This window comes from Octadecabacter arcticus 238, from assembly GCF_000155735.2.
Lineage (GTDB): Bacteria > Pseudomonadota > Alphaproteobacteria > Rhodobacterales > Rhodobacteraceae > Octadecabacter > Octadecabacter arcticus.
In genome coordinates, this window is record NC_020908.1 from 1,748,141 (window position 1) to 1,763,347 (window position 15,207).

9 protein-coding genes and 7 pseudogenes are annotated in these 15,207 nt (G+C 54.4%); 9 read left to right on the forward strand and 7 right to left on the reverse strand.

Annotated features, from left to right (window positions below):
- Positions 1 to 259: 259 nt before the first annotated feature.
- Together OA238_RS09135 and OA238_RS09140 are read right to left on the reverse strand one after the other, a co-directional pair.
- A complete protein-coding gene (locus OA238_RS09135; RefSeq protein ID WP_015493922.1) occupies positions 260 to 1,327 on the reverse strand; it encodes an IS630 family transposase in 1,068 nt (355 codons plus the stop codon).
- 217 nt (positions 1,328 to 1,544) lie between these two features.
- Positions 1,545 to 1,979, reverse strand: a pseudogene (locus OA238_RS09140) (transposase family protein); the annotation flags it as partial.
- Positions 1,980 to 2,754: 775 nt separating this feature from the next.
- Here OA238_RS09140 and OA238_RS09150 point away from each other — a divergent pair.
- The 4 genes and pseudogenes from OA238_RS09150 to OA238_RS09165 all read left to right on the forward strand — a co-directional run.
- Positions 2,755 to 4,035, forward strand: coding sequence for a DUF3422 family protein (locus tag OA238_RS09150; protein ID WP_044036555.1), 1,281 nt, complete (start codon positions 2,755 to 2,757; stop codon positions 4,033 to 4,035).
- A gap of 362 nt (positions 4,036 to 4,397) precedes the next feature.
- A pseudogene (locus OA238_RS30015) lies at positions 4,398 to 4,694 on the forward strand (phage integrase N-terminal SAM-like domain-containing protein); the annotation flags it as partial.
- A pseudogene (locus OA238_RS30020) lies at positions 4,690 to 4,987 on the forward strand (integrase core domain-containing protein); the annotation flags it as partial. The pseudogenes OA238_RS30015 and OA238_RS30020, both read left to right, overlap by 5 nt.
- A gap of 120 nt (positions 4,988 to 5,107) precedes the next feature.
- Positions 5,108 to 5,863 (forward strand): annotated as a pseudogene (locus tag OA238_RS09165) (IS91 family transposase); the annotation flags it as partial.
- Positions 5,864 to 5,905: 42 nt separating this feature from the next.
- Here OA238_RS09165 and OA238_RS09170 read toward each other — a convergent pair.
- Positions 5,906 to 7,398, reverse strand: a protein-coding gene (locus OA238_RS09170; RefSeq protein ID WP_085982719.1) for an IS3 family transposase whose coding sequence is annotated in 2 segments (ribosomal slippage) — positions 5,906 to 6,948 and positions 6,948 to 7,398 — 1,494 coding nt in all. Because the reading frame shifts where the segments join, the coding sequence is not laid out codon by codon here.
- 108 nt (positions 7,399 to 7,506) lie between these two features.
- Here OA238_RS09170 and OA238_RS34970 point away from each other — a divergent pair.
- Positions 7,507 to 7,632 (forward strand): annotated as a pseudogene (locus tag OA238_RS34970) (IS91 family transposase); the annotation flags it as partial.
- Between the two features lie 571 nt (positions 7,633 to 8,203).
- Here OA238_RS34970 and OA238_RS09185 read toward each other — a convergent pair.
- From OA238_RS09185 to OA238_RS09195, 3 genes are all read right to left on the reverse strand, one after another.
- Positions 8,204 to 9,715: a tripartite tricarboxylate transporter permease gene (locus tag OA238_RS09185; RefSeq protein ID WP_015494951.1), complete on the reverse strand. Its 1,512-nt coding sequence runs from the start codon at positions 9,713 to 9,715 to the stop codon at positions 8,204 to 8,206.
- 4 nt (positions 9,716 to 9,719) lie between these two features.
- Positions 9,720 to 10,202: a tripartite tricarboxylate transporter TctB family protein gene (locus OA238_RS09190; RefSeq protein WP_015494952.1), complete on the reverse strand. Its 483-nt coding sequence runs from the start codon at positions 10,200 to 10,202 to the stop codon at positions 9,720 to 9,722.
- Between the two features lie 71 nt (positions 10,203 to 10,273).
- Positions 10,274 to 11,260 carry a Bug family tripartite tricarboxylate transporter substrate binding protein gene (locus OA238_RS09195; protein ID WP_015494953.1) on the reverse strand — a complete coding sequence of 329 codons (987 nt, stop codon included), beginning with the start codon at positions 11,258 to 11,260 and terminating at the stop codon, positions 10,274 to 10,276.
- A gap of 107 nt (positions 11,261 to 11,367) precedes the next feature.
- Between OA238_RS09195 and OA238_RS09200 the strand changes: the two genes are divergently transcribed.
- The 4 genes and pseudogenes from OA238_RS09200 to OA238_RS34975 all read left to right on the forward strand — a co-directional run.
- Positions 11,368 to 12,033: a response regulator transcription factor gene (locus OA238_RS09200; RefSeq protein ID WP_015494954.1), complete on the forward strand. Its 666-nt coding sequence runs from the start codon at positions 11,368 to 11,370 to the stop codon at positions 12,031 to 12,033.
- Complete coding sequence (locus OA238_RS09205) at positions 12,026 to 13,393, forward strand: sensor histidine kinase (protein WP_015494955.1); 1,368 nt, start codon at positions 12,026 to 12,028, stop codon at positions 13,391 to 13,393. The genes OA238_RS09200 and OA238_RS09205 overlap by 8 nt, the downstream gene beginning before the upstream one ends.
- Entirely contained in the window at positions 13,372 to 14,382 is a 1,011-nt protein-coding gene (locus tag OA238_RS09210; protein ID WP_015494956.1) for an ABC transporter substrate-binding protein, read from the forward strand. The genes OA238_RS09205 and OA238_RS09210 overlap by 22 nt, the downstream gene beginning before the upstream one ends.
- Positions 14,383 to 14,678: 296 nt before the next feature.
- A pseudogene (locus OA238_RS34975) lies at positions 14,679 to 14,867 on the forward strand (IS30 family transposase); the annotation flags it as partial.
- Here OA238_RS34975 and OA238_RS31640 read toward each other — a convergent pair.
- A pseudogene (locus OA238_RS31640) lies at positions 14,868 to 15,179 on the reverse strand (hypothetical protein); the annotation flags it as partial. It abuts the pseudogene before it with no gap.
- Positions 15,180 to 15,207 lie beyond the last annotated feature (28 nt).

Consider the following 15,207-nt stretch of genomic DNA (forward strand, 5'->3'; position numbering starts at 1 on the left):
TCTGGGGATCAGCCCCACGCTTTGGGGTGCTCTCCTATAGCGATGTGGTATTTGCTGCTATTCGAACTGGCGTTGGACTTTTCGATGTGAGTGCTGGGAACGGTGTAATCATGCACGATCGCGAGCAATTAAGTGAACTAGAGATTCTCTAGGTCTCACAGTGCCCGATTTCTTTCTCTTCAAAGGGCTCTTTGCTGACTTTAGCTGTCACATCCCGTGAGGTATACTCCCGCGCCTGAATTGACCTGAGGTTTTCCCCTCAAATCACTTTGTATTCCTTGAGCGATATGACGCGGAAGTTGTCGGTGACGGTGTCGCGGAACTCTGGCCATTTTTCTGGCAGGGTCTTGCGGAAGAAGTCGAAAATGGCTTCTGTGAATTGGTTGAACGTTGCATAGTGCCGATTGTGGGTGACCCATTTGTGCATAACACCCCAAAGACGCTCGATCGGGTTGAGGTGCGGGGCATATGCTGGCAAGAAATGCAACTTCACCCGACGTTCTGGGCTGTCCAGCCATGGCTGTAGTATCTTGGCATGATGATAGCGGGCATTGTCGACAAAGACGTGGATGGCCGTCTTGGTTTGGTTGTTGCGTTCCAACTTTTCCAGCATCTGTCGGGTTGTCTGGGCATTGATCTTCTCGCCTTCCACAAAGGTGAACTGGAAAGTCTCAAGGTCAAGCGCGCCCTGAATGTTGAGCCGCTTGCGCCCTGATGTCGCCTTCAGGGCCGTCTTTTGTCCCTTGGGGAACCAACCATGGGCGGGGCGGCTCTGGTGTTCGGGGTGGACAGCGTCCGAAAAGACAACCATCTCATCTGCGGCCAACCCGTTCATCAGGGCCTCATATTTGGCAATAAACGCAGCCTGCTTGGCTTCATCGGCCTGTGCAGGCAGCAATTGTGGTTTCTTATACGCGAACCCCAGGCGGCGCATCAGCTTGGCGGCTCCCGACGTGCTGTAGTTTTGGTCGCACTCGGCTAGAACATAGGCACAGACCTCATCGGCATTGCGGGCAGGCTGCGCGGTGAAATGGGCTCTCACCGCCTGCTCTTGCACGACGGACAAATGACCCTGACGCTGGCTGTAGTCCTTCAGACCGAAAAACGATAGTCCCGCACCGGCAAAGGCAAATCGCCACTCCGTCAAAACTGTCGGGCCAATATCCAAAATCCGGCAAACCGTTCCGGCGTCTTCTCCTGCGTCCAAAAGAAGAAACGCGCGCGCCCGTTTCCAAACAAGGGCGTCAACTTTGCGGCGGCGGCAAAGCGCTTCAAGTGCTATGCGCTGCTCGTCGGATAAGGAGACTGTTTTGTATTGCTTGCTCATAAACTCAAAATACAGACTGAACCGCCTTTGGCCATGCGACGAAGTGAATCGCAGGCCCAAAATCGTCAGGTCAATTCAGGCGCAGGAGTATAGTAAGGGTTTTTCTTAAACAGTTCTGGTTTAAGTTTGTGCCAGTCTTTCATGGCCTGCACGGAACGTCTCATTCGCCATTCACTGCCCGGCAGGGTATTTCCGAAGGAAATGTCCCGAGAGGGTGCGGCAGATATTTAACGTCGATATGCAGGTAACCCGGCTCATAGGCCTTGAAGGCGCTGTGCTTTGGCTTTGCCGCTTTGACCTTCAGGTCGCGCAGATTCCCCACCTCATGACGGCGTAGGCATCGATCCAAGCCCGAGCGTGAAACGTTCGGATTCAAGACCTCCCGGACCACTGCAAGTAAGTCATCAAGTGACACCAAAAGCGTCTTACGCAACGCCACCGCAACACTCTCCTGGGCGGGGTTCAGCGTCGTTTGTAAGCGATGTGGCGTATGGCTGCGGTCTTCGACGCTGTCGCGGCGACGCCACTTCAAAACAGTCTGCTCAGAAATGCCATAGCGTTCACTCAGCATCCAGGCCGGATCTTCGCAGGCTTGAATGGCCGCTCTAATCTTCGGTGTTGTCGTCGCTTGGCTCTGCAGTCGAACGAGCATCACGTTTCGCCTTCCGAATGTCCTCTAAAACCGACCTTGCCATGAAAAAGGCCGAACGCCGAGGGTCAATGTGATCATCCGGGATGGAACAACTAGGCTGTAGGTTGTGTAATGTGGGTTATTGCCTTTGGCTTGCTTTTTAATAACAGAAACGTGCCGTTTTTGGCAGGGAAGCTGTGTCAGGAGTTTTATCTTTGGCGTGGTCTGTAGCTAATGGCGGGTTCGTCGCATAGCGTTAGATATACTCCGGTCAGGTCGCGTAATAACAACAAGAACCCAAAAAATCAGCCACGAAAAATTCCTGTCTGTCTTACGTAACGGGGTGCGCATTTCCCCTGTGAGGTAAAGGCCCGGGAAGGACCCAAACACTTCAAAATTACACGTTAAATTATGCCACCAAGGGCCGGAAGCCGCCCTTCGCTGCGGGTGCGAGCCAAGAATGCTTCATTCGTCGGAGCAGACATTCAAATCGGCGCTGATCCGGATTTGTCTCTGCAGTACGGAAGGCAGCTGAGGCGTGCCTTGCCGACATTTGCACTGCTTCAGTGCCGTTTTTGCAAAGAGTTTGCCCATCCGGCGATAGTTGCGGATGCGATGTCGAAAAGCCATCCATGGCGAACTGAATTTGTGTTTGTGTTTGTGTTTGTGTTTGGAATGGTTAGAGGGCAACGTATACAATTGCATACATCCAATCCTTTGAAAAATAATGCTTTTTGTGGATAATGTGGGATAACTGATTACATAACTACTAATGACTCTAACCAAAGGCTTAGTTATGCCCTTTTTCGGCGATCACCCCCTGCGTTACGCTTTAGCGAACGAATTGCATGCAAGGCCGTTTCCTTTGGTCAACACGCCAAGTCAGGCGGCCTACATTGCGATGAAGCACGCAGCGGGTGATGCCCCGCGCGCCCGAACCGCAGAGAGGGCACACCTGATCGATTTACTCGATCGCTTTGACGTGTCGCATCCAAAGCCCAATGCCACACATTTTTCGGGGAGCATTGGCCGCTATACGCTGAAGTGGGAAAGCCATACCGAGTTTGTGACCTATACGATCTTTGGGGACGGGACGGACGATCACCCATTTTCGGCTGAAGCGTTTGCCGTATTCCCTGAAGATTGGTTGGCTTTGGCCCCCGGAGAATGTGTGACCTCTGCGTTGATCCGTGTAGAGCCTGGACCCGATGACGCCAGTATCACCAAAAAGGCCGCAAAGTGGTTCGTGCCCGAAAGTCTTGCGATTAGCCGCGTTCTTGATGATGCATTGGTCATAGCGGCGGACTTTCGGATCGACAGTGCTGGGCATATGCGGCTTGCGGTTTTTCCCCGACCCGAGGTTGGATCGCAGCGGATAGGTCGTGTTGTGCAACGTCTTTGTGAAATCGAGACATATAAATCGATGGCGATGCTTGGGCTAACCGAGGCCCGCGGGCTGAGCAGTCAGATGACACTTGCTGAATCCAAACTCAGCAACATTTTGGCGGACATGGCGACAGCAGATTCGGATCCCGCAAATGTCCTTACACAGCTTCTTGCGGTGTCTGGTCAGGTCGAAAATATGGGCGCACAATCGGCATACCGGTTTGCCGCGACAGGCGCATATGAGCAGATTGTGAACCAACGGATTGACGTTTTGCGAGAAGACCGTTTTGAGGGGCGTCAAACCTTTGGCGAGTTTATGATGCGGCGGTTTGATCCGGCAATGCGAACGGTGAATGCGACTGAACGTAGGCTTCAGGAGATGTCAGCTCGCGCCTTGAGAGCGGGAGAATTGCTACGAACCCAAGTAGATGTCGAACGGTCAGCTCAAAACCAAGCTTTGTTAACCAGCATGGATAAACGGGCAGATTTGCAGTTGCGATTGCAAAAGACGGTAGAAGGATTGTCGGTCGTGGCCGTCAGTTATTACGCGGTAAATATCTCGCTGTATGTTCTAGGGCCGCTTGAAAAAGCTTACGGTATCTCCAAAATATTTCTCGCCGCTGGGGTCACGCCTGTCGTGTTGATTTTCGTTTGGCTGTTACTACATCGCGTCCATAAGCAATCGGACTAATGCCAATATTTGCATTCCTCAATTACGATATTTTTGCATTTTAAAGTGACCATTGGCTGAAACACAGCAAACGGCTGAACAATCCGCATATCGACGTTTTAGCCGACAAAGTGCTGCACTGAATGGCCGCAATGACGGGCCGCGCTGCAGCAACTTAAAGAGGCGGTGAAATACAGCAATGGTGTAGGTTTCTCGGTCGCTGCACCATGCACATTTTGACATGAAGGGCGGAAGGACGAGGCCGCTTGCGCGGCAATGGCGCTTTTTGCGGGTGTTCTGGGCGGATTCTAGTGCCGCGCATTTTGTGATCTGGCTGATTTGTTTGACGATTGGGTTTCCCAATCTTTGAACAGGAGGCTTTCATGAAAGAGGATAAGACAACGCCGCTGCGTGAGCGGATGATCGAAGATATGCGTATCCGTGGACTGGGTGCCAAGACACAGCAAGCTCATATCAGGGCGGTCAGATACTTTGCTGAGTTTGTTGGTCGGTCGCCCGATGCTGCAACGCCGGATGAGCTGCGAGCGTATCAGCTTCACATGACCAATACTGGGGTCTCAATCGGTGTGTTCAACGCCAGGATTGTATCTTTGCGGTTCTTTTTTGGTGTGACATGTGCGCGTGAAGAGATGAAGCGGTACATGCAGTTCCGGCGCAAAGGGTATGAAGCATTCTCGTGGTGCGCCGTATCACCCGCAAACCCAAGGCAAGATCCCTCTCATGGCTTGCAAGCAAACCACTACTGGGCAGTGGAGCGATGGCATCAGACTTTGAAGAACCGCATCTTTCTGGAAAACTACTTTCTGCCAGGGATCTCGAAGCGCAGATCGAAGCCTTCGTCGATCACTATAACCACCTGCGCTTCCACGAGAGCCTGAACAACGTCACACCATCTGACGTCTACTTCGACCGTGACAAAGCCACTCCACAACAAAGAGAAAGGATCAAATGAAAGACACTCGAAGCGCGGCGCTTGCATCACAGTCAACGCGCGGCATAATGCAACTAACCAGATGAGCCAGACACTCTCATAATCTAAGCCGCCTTTGGACCCAAAAACTCTGCCGACGTACACTTCCATGTCGTCTTCACCATGCCATCGAAGATTGCCCGGATCGCATATTGGAATAAGCGGTCGTTCTATGGGCTATTGTTCAAAGCGTCCGCAGAGGCGGTGATGACAATCGCCGCAGACCCCAAGCGCATGGGCGCGAAGGTCGGCATAACCAGCGTGCTCCACACGTGGGGTTCAGCGCTTACGCATCATCCTCATATCCACATGATTTTGCCGGGTGGCGGCCTGTCAGCCGACGGCACAAAGTGGGTTGCCTGCAAGCCGGGGTTCTTCGTGCATTTGCGGGTGCTGTCGCGGCTGTTCATTCGTCTCTTCATCGAAGGCTTGCTCGCTTTGCACCGGGCAGCAGAGCTCTCCTTCTTCGGCGACCTGACTGGTTTGGCCGGTGTTGATGACTTCACAACGTGGCTCGCCCCGTTCCACAAGATCGAATGGGTGGTGTACGCCAAGCCGCCCTTCGGAGGGTCTGAAGCGGTTCTGTCCTACCTCAGTCGGTACACCCATCGGGTCGCGATCTCGAATGCACGCTTGGTCAGCGCGGATGCAAAGACCGTCGCCTTCCGTTGGAAGGATTACCGTATCAAACGGGGTGACCGGCAGAAGGTGATGCGGCTGGCTACACCAGAGTTCATTCGCCGGTTTTTGATGCACGTCCTTCCCGATCGGTTCCACCGCATCCGTCATTACGGCCTGTTGGCTAGCTCAACCCGGAAAGCCAATATCACCAAGGTTCGTGCCTTGCTCTGCATCCAGACCGGAACGTGTCAACGACTTTGAGACAGTGGCTTTTGGACTTTAGGCTTGGGTTTCTTCGGTTGGTTTTGGTGGGTTGATCCAGACGGCGGTCGGGATTTGAGGCGGTTTTGGTGGTTTGTGTACGAAGCGTTCGGGCGTGGCGAGGAATGCCGCGTCTAGTGTTGCTTGTCGCGCGGTGTAGATTTCTTGGGCCTGCCCAAAATGGATTTGGTCGGGCGTCATCAGACCAATCCCGGCGTGATGATGGTCTTGGTTATACCATGCAAAGAACCTGCGGCAGAATGCGCGAGCCTGCTCGATGGTTTCAAAGTTCTTGGGGAACTCTGGCTGATATTTCAGTGTTTTGAAGTGGGCTTCGGAGAACGGGTTGTCGTTTGAGGTGTGGGGCCGACTGTGGGACTTGAGCACACCAAGATCAACCAGCATCAGGGCTGTCGTCTTTGCCTTCATGGGCCCACCGCGATCTGCATGCAATGTCAGCTGATCGCGTGGAACCTCGTGTTTTTCCATCGCGTCGATGAACAGCTCTTTGAACTGGCTGGCGCTCTCCGCGTGCTCGACGCGCCAGCCAACAACGCGGCGGCTGAAGATGTCGAGGATGACATAGAGATAGAAGTAGGACCATTTCACCGGGCCCCTCAGCTTGGTGATGTCCCAAGACCAGACCTGATTGGGGGCTTCAGCTAGAAGTTCAGGCTTTTGATAGACGGGATGTGTGCGCTGTCGGCGGCGTTCGCCAACTTCGCCCTGCGCGGCCAATATCCGATACATCGTGCGGATTGAACACAGATAGGTGCCTTCATCCAGCAAGGTGGCAAAGACCTCTGTGGGCGTCTGATCCGCAAAGCGGGGTTCGCGCAGGTGGTGCAATACCTGGTCTCTTTCCCTTTCCGGCAGAGCCCGCGAAGACGCTGCGCGCGGTGGGCGTGTGCGTGGTGGTGCCGTCAGCGCCGCACGCTGTCGAAGAACGCTCGCGCGCGATAATGATAGCGCGGCGCAGACAGCCGAGGTCAAGCCGCTGCCGGTGGGCAATGCAATCGCGACGGCCATCATGATTTGCCGCTGCGCTCTTGCGTCTGCTCCATCTCGTCCAGAAGTCCCGCCACTTTTTTTTGGATGGCAATGATGGCTTCCGCCTGATCCAGACGGCGCCGCAAGGCTGTCACCTCACGGTTGGCCTTAGCCAGCTCAGCTTGCAATGGATTGGCAGGTGCCTTTTGTGGGCCACGGCGCATTGGCTGCAATGCACCCAATGTGCCGGCCGCCCGCGCACGGCGCCAATCGGTCAGTGCAGAGGAATAAAGCCCCTCCCGCCGTAGAATGGCGGAAACCCCGCCAGTGTCTGCCACTTGGTCCGTCTCATCCAGAATGCGCAGTTTGTATTTGGCTGTGAAGTTGCGTCGCTTCGGGATGCTCGTCAGTTCCGCTGTGGGAGCCAACGGCGCATTAACAACGCGGGGAGGCGACGTCGGGGCCAAAACGGCTCCAGATCCAGCATCTGGCGAAAGTGGTGATTGTGAAGGCATAACCATGGGTTCGTTCTCCTACGCCCTCAAGTGTAAACTTTAGCCAGTCAATTGTCTCACGCTTATTGGCACGGAGGGGACGGCTGAACATACCGCTGCGCCATGTCGGAACCCGAGACCGCTCAGCTCACCCTGCGCGAGCCATGCCCGTGCTGCGGTGGCCCCATGCGCATCATTGAGATCTTTCGGCGCGGGCAGATACCGATGTCGCGCGCGCCACCAAGGGAGCAGGCGGCATGACACGATACTTGACCATTCAATACAACGAGCGCTGGTTGCCACTGGTAGACTGGACCAGACCGCCTGCGCCCATCGTCCCAAATGACAGCTGCAAATGTGCCACACCCCCACAATCGATGAAATATCTATTGCCAATGCCGCGAAGAATGATGGCGATGCGCGCGCGCAAGGGGGTCAGCAGTGCGCCCGTGGCACCATTGCAATCAACCGCAATTACTCTTTCCCCATAGGCAGCACCCAGCCACCGCAGCTTCCTCTTTCCGAGGTTTGTCAACGCGGGCCGCACTCAGCGCCCGAAGGCAAAATTGCACTCCGACCGCATCGAAAACCTTCAGGAAAGCAGACATCCGCTGCAAGCGCGAGCCATCCATTCTGCGGGGTTGGAAGCCGACATTCAGGCCACCCCAAACTGAGCTTGACGCCGCGCTGCCGCAAGCCTGCTTCGAGCCCTTAGTGCGGCTATCGCACCGTACGCTGCTTTAGCGTGTCCTAAATCTAAACAGAACAACAACACAACTGAGCACTTTGCGTCCTCGCTTCCCTGAATAGCTCTCGAAAAGTCGCTTAGCTCCTAGTCGCCGTCTGCGACGCCTTCAGAGCGAAGTCGCGCGTACATGGCACGCATACTGGGCAGCAAAATAAGGATCACCGCGATGATCAGCAAGCCCAGCGTCATCGGGCGTTCCCAGATGAAGGATATCCCACCGTACAGCTGCACGGCCCGCGCAAAATTATCTTCCATCATCCCGCCTAGAATAAAGCCGATCAGCAGCGGTGGCAGAGGGTAATTTGCGAATCTCAGCGCGATCCCACAGACACCGAAGCCCACCAACAAAAGCAGTTCTGTCGCGTTGTTCTGCCCGATATAGGCCCCCATTAGAGTAAAAAACATAATGAACGGAATCAGGTAGTTGCGCGGAATTGCGAGGACTTTAGCAATGTAGGGGATGAGCGGCAAATTCAGGATCAACAACACAAGGTTGCCGATGAACATCGACATAATGACCGCCCAGAAAATCTGTGGATCGTCAATCATCAGGCGTGGGCCAGGGGTGACGTTTAGCGCAATGAGTGCGCCCAGAAGGATCGCAGTGGTGCCCGACCCCGGAATACCTAGAGTTAGCAGCGGCACGAACGATCCAGTGCAGGCCGCGTTATTGGCGGTTTCAGGCGCGGCGAGGCCTTTAATTGAGCCTTTGCCGAATTCTGCCTGTTCTTCCTTGGTCGCAAGGTTGCGTTCCACCGCGTAGCCAAGAAAGGAAGCAATCGTTGCCCCTGCGCCAGGTAGCACACCAATGAAAAAGCCTTGAATGGATTGGCGGCCAATCACAGGCGCAATTGCTCGCGCTTCGGCGCGGGTGATGCGCAGATCTTTGATCTCTCCGCCGTCGTCACCAATATTTTTTGGTTTAAGGACGAGGAAGATCGCCTCGGGTAGCGCAAACATCGCCATGGCGAGCGTGACGAACCCAAAACCGGATTGAAGCTCCATAAAGCCGCCCGTAAAGCGCGGCATGTTGAACAGTGAACCCAGACCAACAGTCGCCATGATCAGACCCAGTACGGTCATCAACAGCGCCTTGGCCACCTGTCCGTTTCCCGCAAACGCCGCGATTGCAGACAAGCCGACAATCATCAACCCGAAGTATTCGGCGGAATGAAACAAAAGCGCGACCGAAGACAACATCGGCGCGAAGATCATGAGCAAAATTGCGCCAATCGTACCGCCAGCAAAACTGGAGATGGCGGCGATGGTCAGCGCCTTGCCAGCCTTACCCTGCCTTGCCATCGGATAACCGTCGAATGCCGAGGCGACCGTGCCCGCAACGCCGGGCGCGTTGAGCAGAATAGATGAGGTAGAACCGCCAAAGATCGCGCCGTAATAGACGCCCGCCAACAAAATTAGCGCGGCAGACGGATCGCCAATCGAAATTGCGACAGGGATCATGATAGCGATGATCGACATCGGGCCAAGGCCGGGCAGCATACCGATAAACGTACCGATCAGGCAGCCCCCAATGACCATAAGTAGATTTTGCAGGGACATGGCCGTTTGCAGGCCGATAAGAATTCCTTCAAGCATGTGATCAGACTCCCATAAAGTACGGTAGGGGGCGCAGGAAAATCCCCAGGACTTCTTGCACGAGGTACCAGACAACGACGGCTGTAGTGAGCGATATGGGCACCATGATGTGCCATTTACGTTCACCCAAAATGAATGATCCTAGGACCAGAAACGTGGTCGTTGACCCGAGAAACCCGACGGTGCGCAGGCACAGCGCATAGGCGACCATGAGCGCTAGCATCAGGATTGCCTGGCCAAGTTTGTAGTCAGTCAGACGGCGGTAGTCGATCTCGCCTTCAGTGTCGTCAGCTTTTTCAAATCCGAGCAGAATTGCTAGGGACAGACCAATACCAAAAATTGACAGAATTTTCGGAAAAGAACTGGGCCAGATGGGTTTGCGTTGCATGAACGGTGCGAGAGTGCCGTCCATAGTGAACCACGCTGTGTAGCCATAAAATAAGCAGATGCTCAGCAAAATAAGTGCGATCCAACGATCCAAAGCCATGCGATCAATTCCCCAAATAGTCGTAAAACAGGTTGGGCGGCGCGATGTGTCGCGCCGCCCGTGAAGGCCCCTTAAAGGAAGCCCAGTTTGGTCATCAGATCGCCAATAACCTTTTCCTGATTTTCAAGGAAGTCGCTGAAATCGTCGCCAGGATTGTGGATGTTGACCCAGCCGTTACGGGCCCGAACAGTTTCCCATTCTTCGGTGTCATACATCGCAGCCAACGCCGCCTGATAAACTGCAAGGTCTTCCGCTGGAAGGCCCGGTGCCGCGAAGAAGCCGCGCCAGTTAACGAAGGTGGTGTCGATACCTTGTTCCATCATCGTCATGGAGTCCGGTGACGCGGGAACGCGTTCAGCAGACGTGACGCCGATAATTTTGACTTCGCCAGCTTCTGCAAGATCAATTGCTTCGGACAGACCTGTGGACAACGCCTTGATCTCACCTGACAACAGGGCAGCCATCGCGGTTCCGCCAGCGTCATATGGAATGTAGTTCACATCCAGTGGATCACGGCCCGCAGCTTCCATTACCATGGCCGCAACGAGGTGATCGAGACCGCCGGGAACAGATCCGCCTCCAACAGGCGTGCCAGAAGCGTCGGCGTCATAGGCGGCCAGAAAGCCTTCCATGTCGTTAATCGGGCTGTCTTTGCCAACAACGATTGCCGCGTAATCACCGATGGTGCCTGCAACAAGCGTGAGGTCGCGGAAGCTTTGCGGGATTTCACCAGTTAGTGCGCGGATCACAATGGGGGTCGAATTGACCATCAGCGTCCCGTAGTTGCTTTCGGCGTTTTCAATCAGATAAGCGATGGCTGTACCGCCGCCGCCGCCGGACATGTTCTCAAAGGATGCAGATCCGATCAGGCCAGATTCGGTGAGCGCCTCGCCAGTTCCACGCGCGGTGCCATCCCAACCGCCACCGGCACCGCCGGGAATTAGAAAGTGGATGCTATCCAGCATTTGGTGGCCATCTGCGAAAGCTGGCGTGCCAAGACCCAAAGTTGCGACAGCAGTCGCCATCAGGGCGCGACGGCCCATTTTCATCGTTGTCATTGTATTCTCCCATTTGGTAGCCGTTCTCCTGACGACACCGTGAATGTAGACAAACACGGCAACCTGACACAAACCTGTCATCCGCTTAAATAAGAGGCGTCGCGCACATGAAATACCTGCTTGTAGAAGACAATCATGAACTCGCGAAAGCGGTCTGTTCGCGAATTGGCTTGGACGGCCATACTGTTGACCACGCTGCAAAAATCGAAGACGCCATCGCGTTTGTGCAAGCTGGGGAATACGACCTTATCCTGCTCGATATTATGTTACCCGACGGGGACGGTCGCAGCTTTCTCAAACAACATCGCGCGGGCAAGAACGACACCCCTGTCATCATTTTGACGGCTAGAAGTGAGGTCTCTGATAGAATCAGCTTGTTGGACTTGGGCGCGGACGACTATGTCACCAAGCCTTTCGATCACGCCGAATTGCAGGCCCGATGCCGCGCTGTCTTACGCCGTAAAGCAGGCACATCGCAGACCACGATCAAAGTCGGTGACGTCGAGTTTGATCCCGTCGGTGGCTATTTAACAGTCAAGGAAAACGTCATCAATTTGCGCAACCGCGAACTGCGCTTGCTCGAGATTTTGATGAACGCGAAGGGCCAGGTTTTTCCTAAACAAAAATTGGTCGACCGCTTGTTCTCGTATGATGATGACGTGTCCGAAAATGCCGTTGAGGTTTATGTCGGGCGTTTGCGCCGTCATCTTGAAGGTTCGTCTGTGCAAATTACAACACTGCGCGGCCTTGGCTACAGGCTCGACCATGACTGAAGATGTAATTGTCTTTGGGTCGCTGCGAAACCGGTTGGTGGTGATCCTAACCGGTGGCGCCGCGCTTTTGGCGATTATCCTGGTCTTGTTCGTGCGCGGCTATGCGACGCAGATCGCACAACAAGGACAAGACAATATCCTAAGTGCTTCGGTTTCCTCGATTTTGGGGACGGCTGCACTGCGTGACGGCAATGTAGAGTTGGACTTCCCATACGCGTCTTTGTCGATGCTGAACACGCCCGCTGATGACCGTGTATTTTATGCGATCTATGCGGACGGCGAGTTGTTGTCGGGCTATGAAAATTTGGACGTGCCGCAACTGCAGGCAGGCGATGAGGGCACATTTGCGTCATTAACCTACGACGGCGCTCAGATCCGCGTGGCGACTGCGACCCGAACATTGATTGGCGCGGACATGCCACGACAGGTTTCGGTCTCTGTGGCGCAAACCCAAGACGCTTTGTCAGATACGCTTAACCGGATTTCAAGCAATGTTGCGCTGTTCGGTACCGGTTTCTTCGCATTGGCAACGGCGCTGTCGTTCTGGGCCACCTCGACAACCATCGGGCAACTTCACAGGCTCACAACGGCTGTGACGCGCCGCGGTCCACAAGACCTGAGCCCTTTTTCAAAACCTGTGCCGTCCGAAATGGCTCCGCTGGTCGGATCTCTGAACACTCTGATGTTGCGCTTGGATCAATCCTTTAAACAGTCCGAGGAATTCATCGCCGAGGCCGCGCACCGTGTTCGAACGCCACTCGCGACTGTACGATCTTATGCTGAGGCCACACTGCAACGTGTTCAGAACCTCGAAAACCGCAATGCCTTGCGCGCAATGGTGCGCGCTATTGACGAAAGCTCGCGGGCGGCAGGACAACTGTTGGATCATGCGATGGTCACGTTCCGGGCGGAAAACCTGAGCCGTGAAAACGTCGACCTGGTGGAATTGCTGGGTGATCTCGTGCGGCGTATGACGCCTATCGCCGAAATGCGCGATGTGACCCTGAAACTAGACGCACGTGAACCCGCACTGATGTCGGGTGACCCGATCTTGTTGCAAAACGCGTTTCGCAACCTCGTCGATAACGCGCTGAAATATGCGCCATCTGATAGCACCATAACCGTGCAGGTGCACACCACGCCAACGCTGTCTGTTAATGTCAAAGATCAAGGCGTCGGTTTTCAAGTGGATGAAATTCACAAACTTGCCGGACGGTTCGTGCGCGGAAGCGATACAAGCGACCAAATTGGGTCCGGCCTTGGACTGACAATCGCGCAAGACGTGGCCTTGGCACACGGCGGTAAAATGATCCTGTCTAACAGACGGAAGGGCGGCGCATGCGTTACTTTGCAGTTTTAATTCTTCTTCTTTTCCCCCTAGTGAGCCATGCGCAGGACTGGGAAGACCGTCAGGTGTTTGGCTCGCAAAACCCGACAAGCACCCTGCGGATATTGTCGAGCACGGACACGTCTTTCTTTGCACCGATTATCGAAAACTTCATCGCACAGCGACCAAATATCGAGGTGCAATATCTTGTGGCTGGTACCACAAATTTAGACGAAATTTTCCGACAAAACCCCGACCAATTCGACGTCGTCATATCCAGCGCAATGGATCTGCAATTGAAGCTGGCTAATGATGGGCTCGCCGCGCGACTGGACGGTATTTCTCACCCTGAATGGGCGCAATGGCGGGGCAGTCTTTTCGCGTTCACTACAGAACCCGCAGCAATTGTGATCAACACCGAAGCCTTCGCCGAACTTCCGATTCCGGCCACGCGCCAAGACTTGATCGAAGTTTTACGCGCAAACTCTGACACCTTCGTGGGAAAAGTAGGGACCTATGATGTTCGCCAATCGGGGTTGGGTTATTTGTTCGCCACCCAAGATGCGCGCGCATCCGAAACCTTTTGGCGATTAATGGAGGTAATCGGGAGCTTAGATGCGCAGCTATATTGCTGTTCGGCGGACATGATCGACGATCTAATGACGGGGCGCATTTTGGTGGCCTATAATGTGCTGGGAAGCTACGCGCTGGCGCGGTCCGAAACCAAAGATATGCTCACCGTGATTTTGCCGTCCGAATTTCCAACAACGATGATGCGATCAGCGCTCGTTTCCAAGGCCGCATCGCAGCCCGCGTTGGCCGAGGCTTTCGTGAACCACTTGATCCGACTGCAATCTGATGGCAGGCCACAGGATTTCCCATTGCCGTCATTGGGCGCGTTTCAAGACACGACAGGTCGCACGTCAATCAGTCTTGAGCCCGCTTTAATGACCTATCTCGATACGCTTAAGCGGCAAACATTCATCCGTGAATGGGAAAGCGCAATTATCCAACAACGATAAGTCGGCGCCATCTCAGGGCCGTTTGTCGGTCTCACAGCTTATTGCCGTGGCAACTTGGGTGCACTATCACATCTTATCAATCAAATTTCCCACAAGATAAGTGCAATCAACGTACGTGCTACAAACGGCTGTTTCGTCCCGCAGACCCACGTTTGAGCCAACAAACTGCTGGGCTCTGCACGAATGGCTGGTCTGGTGAAGCAGCGCTGGACGAACAGGCCAACGGCCGCAATGGGCCGCGATCTCAACGGGTCGACGCAACACTTTAATCTTTAGGAAGAGATGGAGTGTTTCAAATGAAGTACCGTCGTAGGATTTATTATTCAGCTCAGCAGCGGGCTGAGATCTGGGATCGTTGGCAACGTGGCGAGTCGATGAGGTCTATTGTGCGGGTGTTTGATCGCCAATCATCCTCTGTCTTTTCAGTGATCTCACCAACTGGCGGGATACGTCCGCTGGATCACAAGCGCGGACACGTTGCCTTGCAGCCATTTTGCCAAGTCGCCTGAGACATAGCTGGAGCCGTTGTCCACTGCCCGGCAGTTGATACGCAGTATCAATGAGAAGGGACTAAGCAGGCGAGGCTTGTGGACAACATGAACCTGGCCACATCCCGACGCGGCTAAGGCCAGATCCAATGTATCAGTGACGTCTTGGGTCCTCATGTTTGTACAGAGATTCCATGAGATGATGTAGCGGCTGTAATCGTCCAGGCCTCTCGTGGCTTGCGAGCAAACCACTGCCAGCTAATAGATCGTGCTGAGATAGAACCAGCCCCAGCCCAGAACCTTGAGGTATACTCCCGCGCCTGAATTGACCTGAGGT

Bases quoted from the DNA above. Each gene is read 5' to 3' on its own strand.
- OA238_RS09135 (WP_015493922.1), bottom strand. From the start codon at position 1,327: ATGAGCAAGCAATACAAAACAGTCTCCTTATCCGACGAGCAGCGCATA.
- OA238_RS09150 (WP_044036555.1), top strand. From the start codon at position 2,755: ATGCCCTTTTTCGGCGATCACCCCCTGCGTTACGCTTTAGCGAACGAA.
- OA238_RS09185 (WP_015494951.1), bottom strand. From the start codon at position 9,715: ATGCTTGAAGGAATTCTTATCGGCCTGCAAACGGCCATGTCCCTGCAA.
- OA238_RS09190 (WP_015494952.1), bottom strand. From the start codon at position 10,202: ATGGCTTTGGATCGTTGGATCGCACTTATTTTGCTGAGCATCTGCTTA.
- OA238_RS09195 (WP_015494953.1), bottom strand. From the start codon at position 11,260: ATGACAACGATGAAAATGGGCCGTCGCGCCCTGATGGCGACTGCTGTC.
- OA238_RS09200 (WP_015494954.1), top strand. From the start codon at position 11,368: ATGAAATACCTGCTTGTAGAAGACAATCATGAACTCGCGAAAGCGGTC.
- OA238_RS09205 (WP_015494955.1), top strand. From the start codon at position 12,026: ATGACTGAAGATGTAATTGTCTTTGGGTCGCTGCGAAACCGGTTGGTG.
- OA238_RS09210 (WP_015494956.1), top strand. From the start codon at position 13,372: ATGCGTTACTTTGCAGTTTTAATTCTTCTTCTTTTCCCCCTAGTGAGC.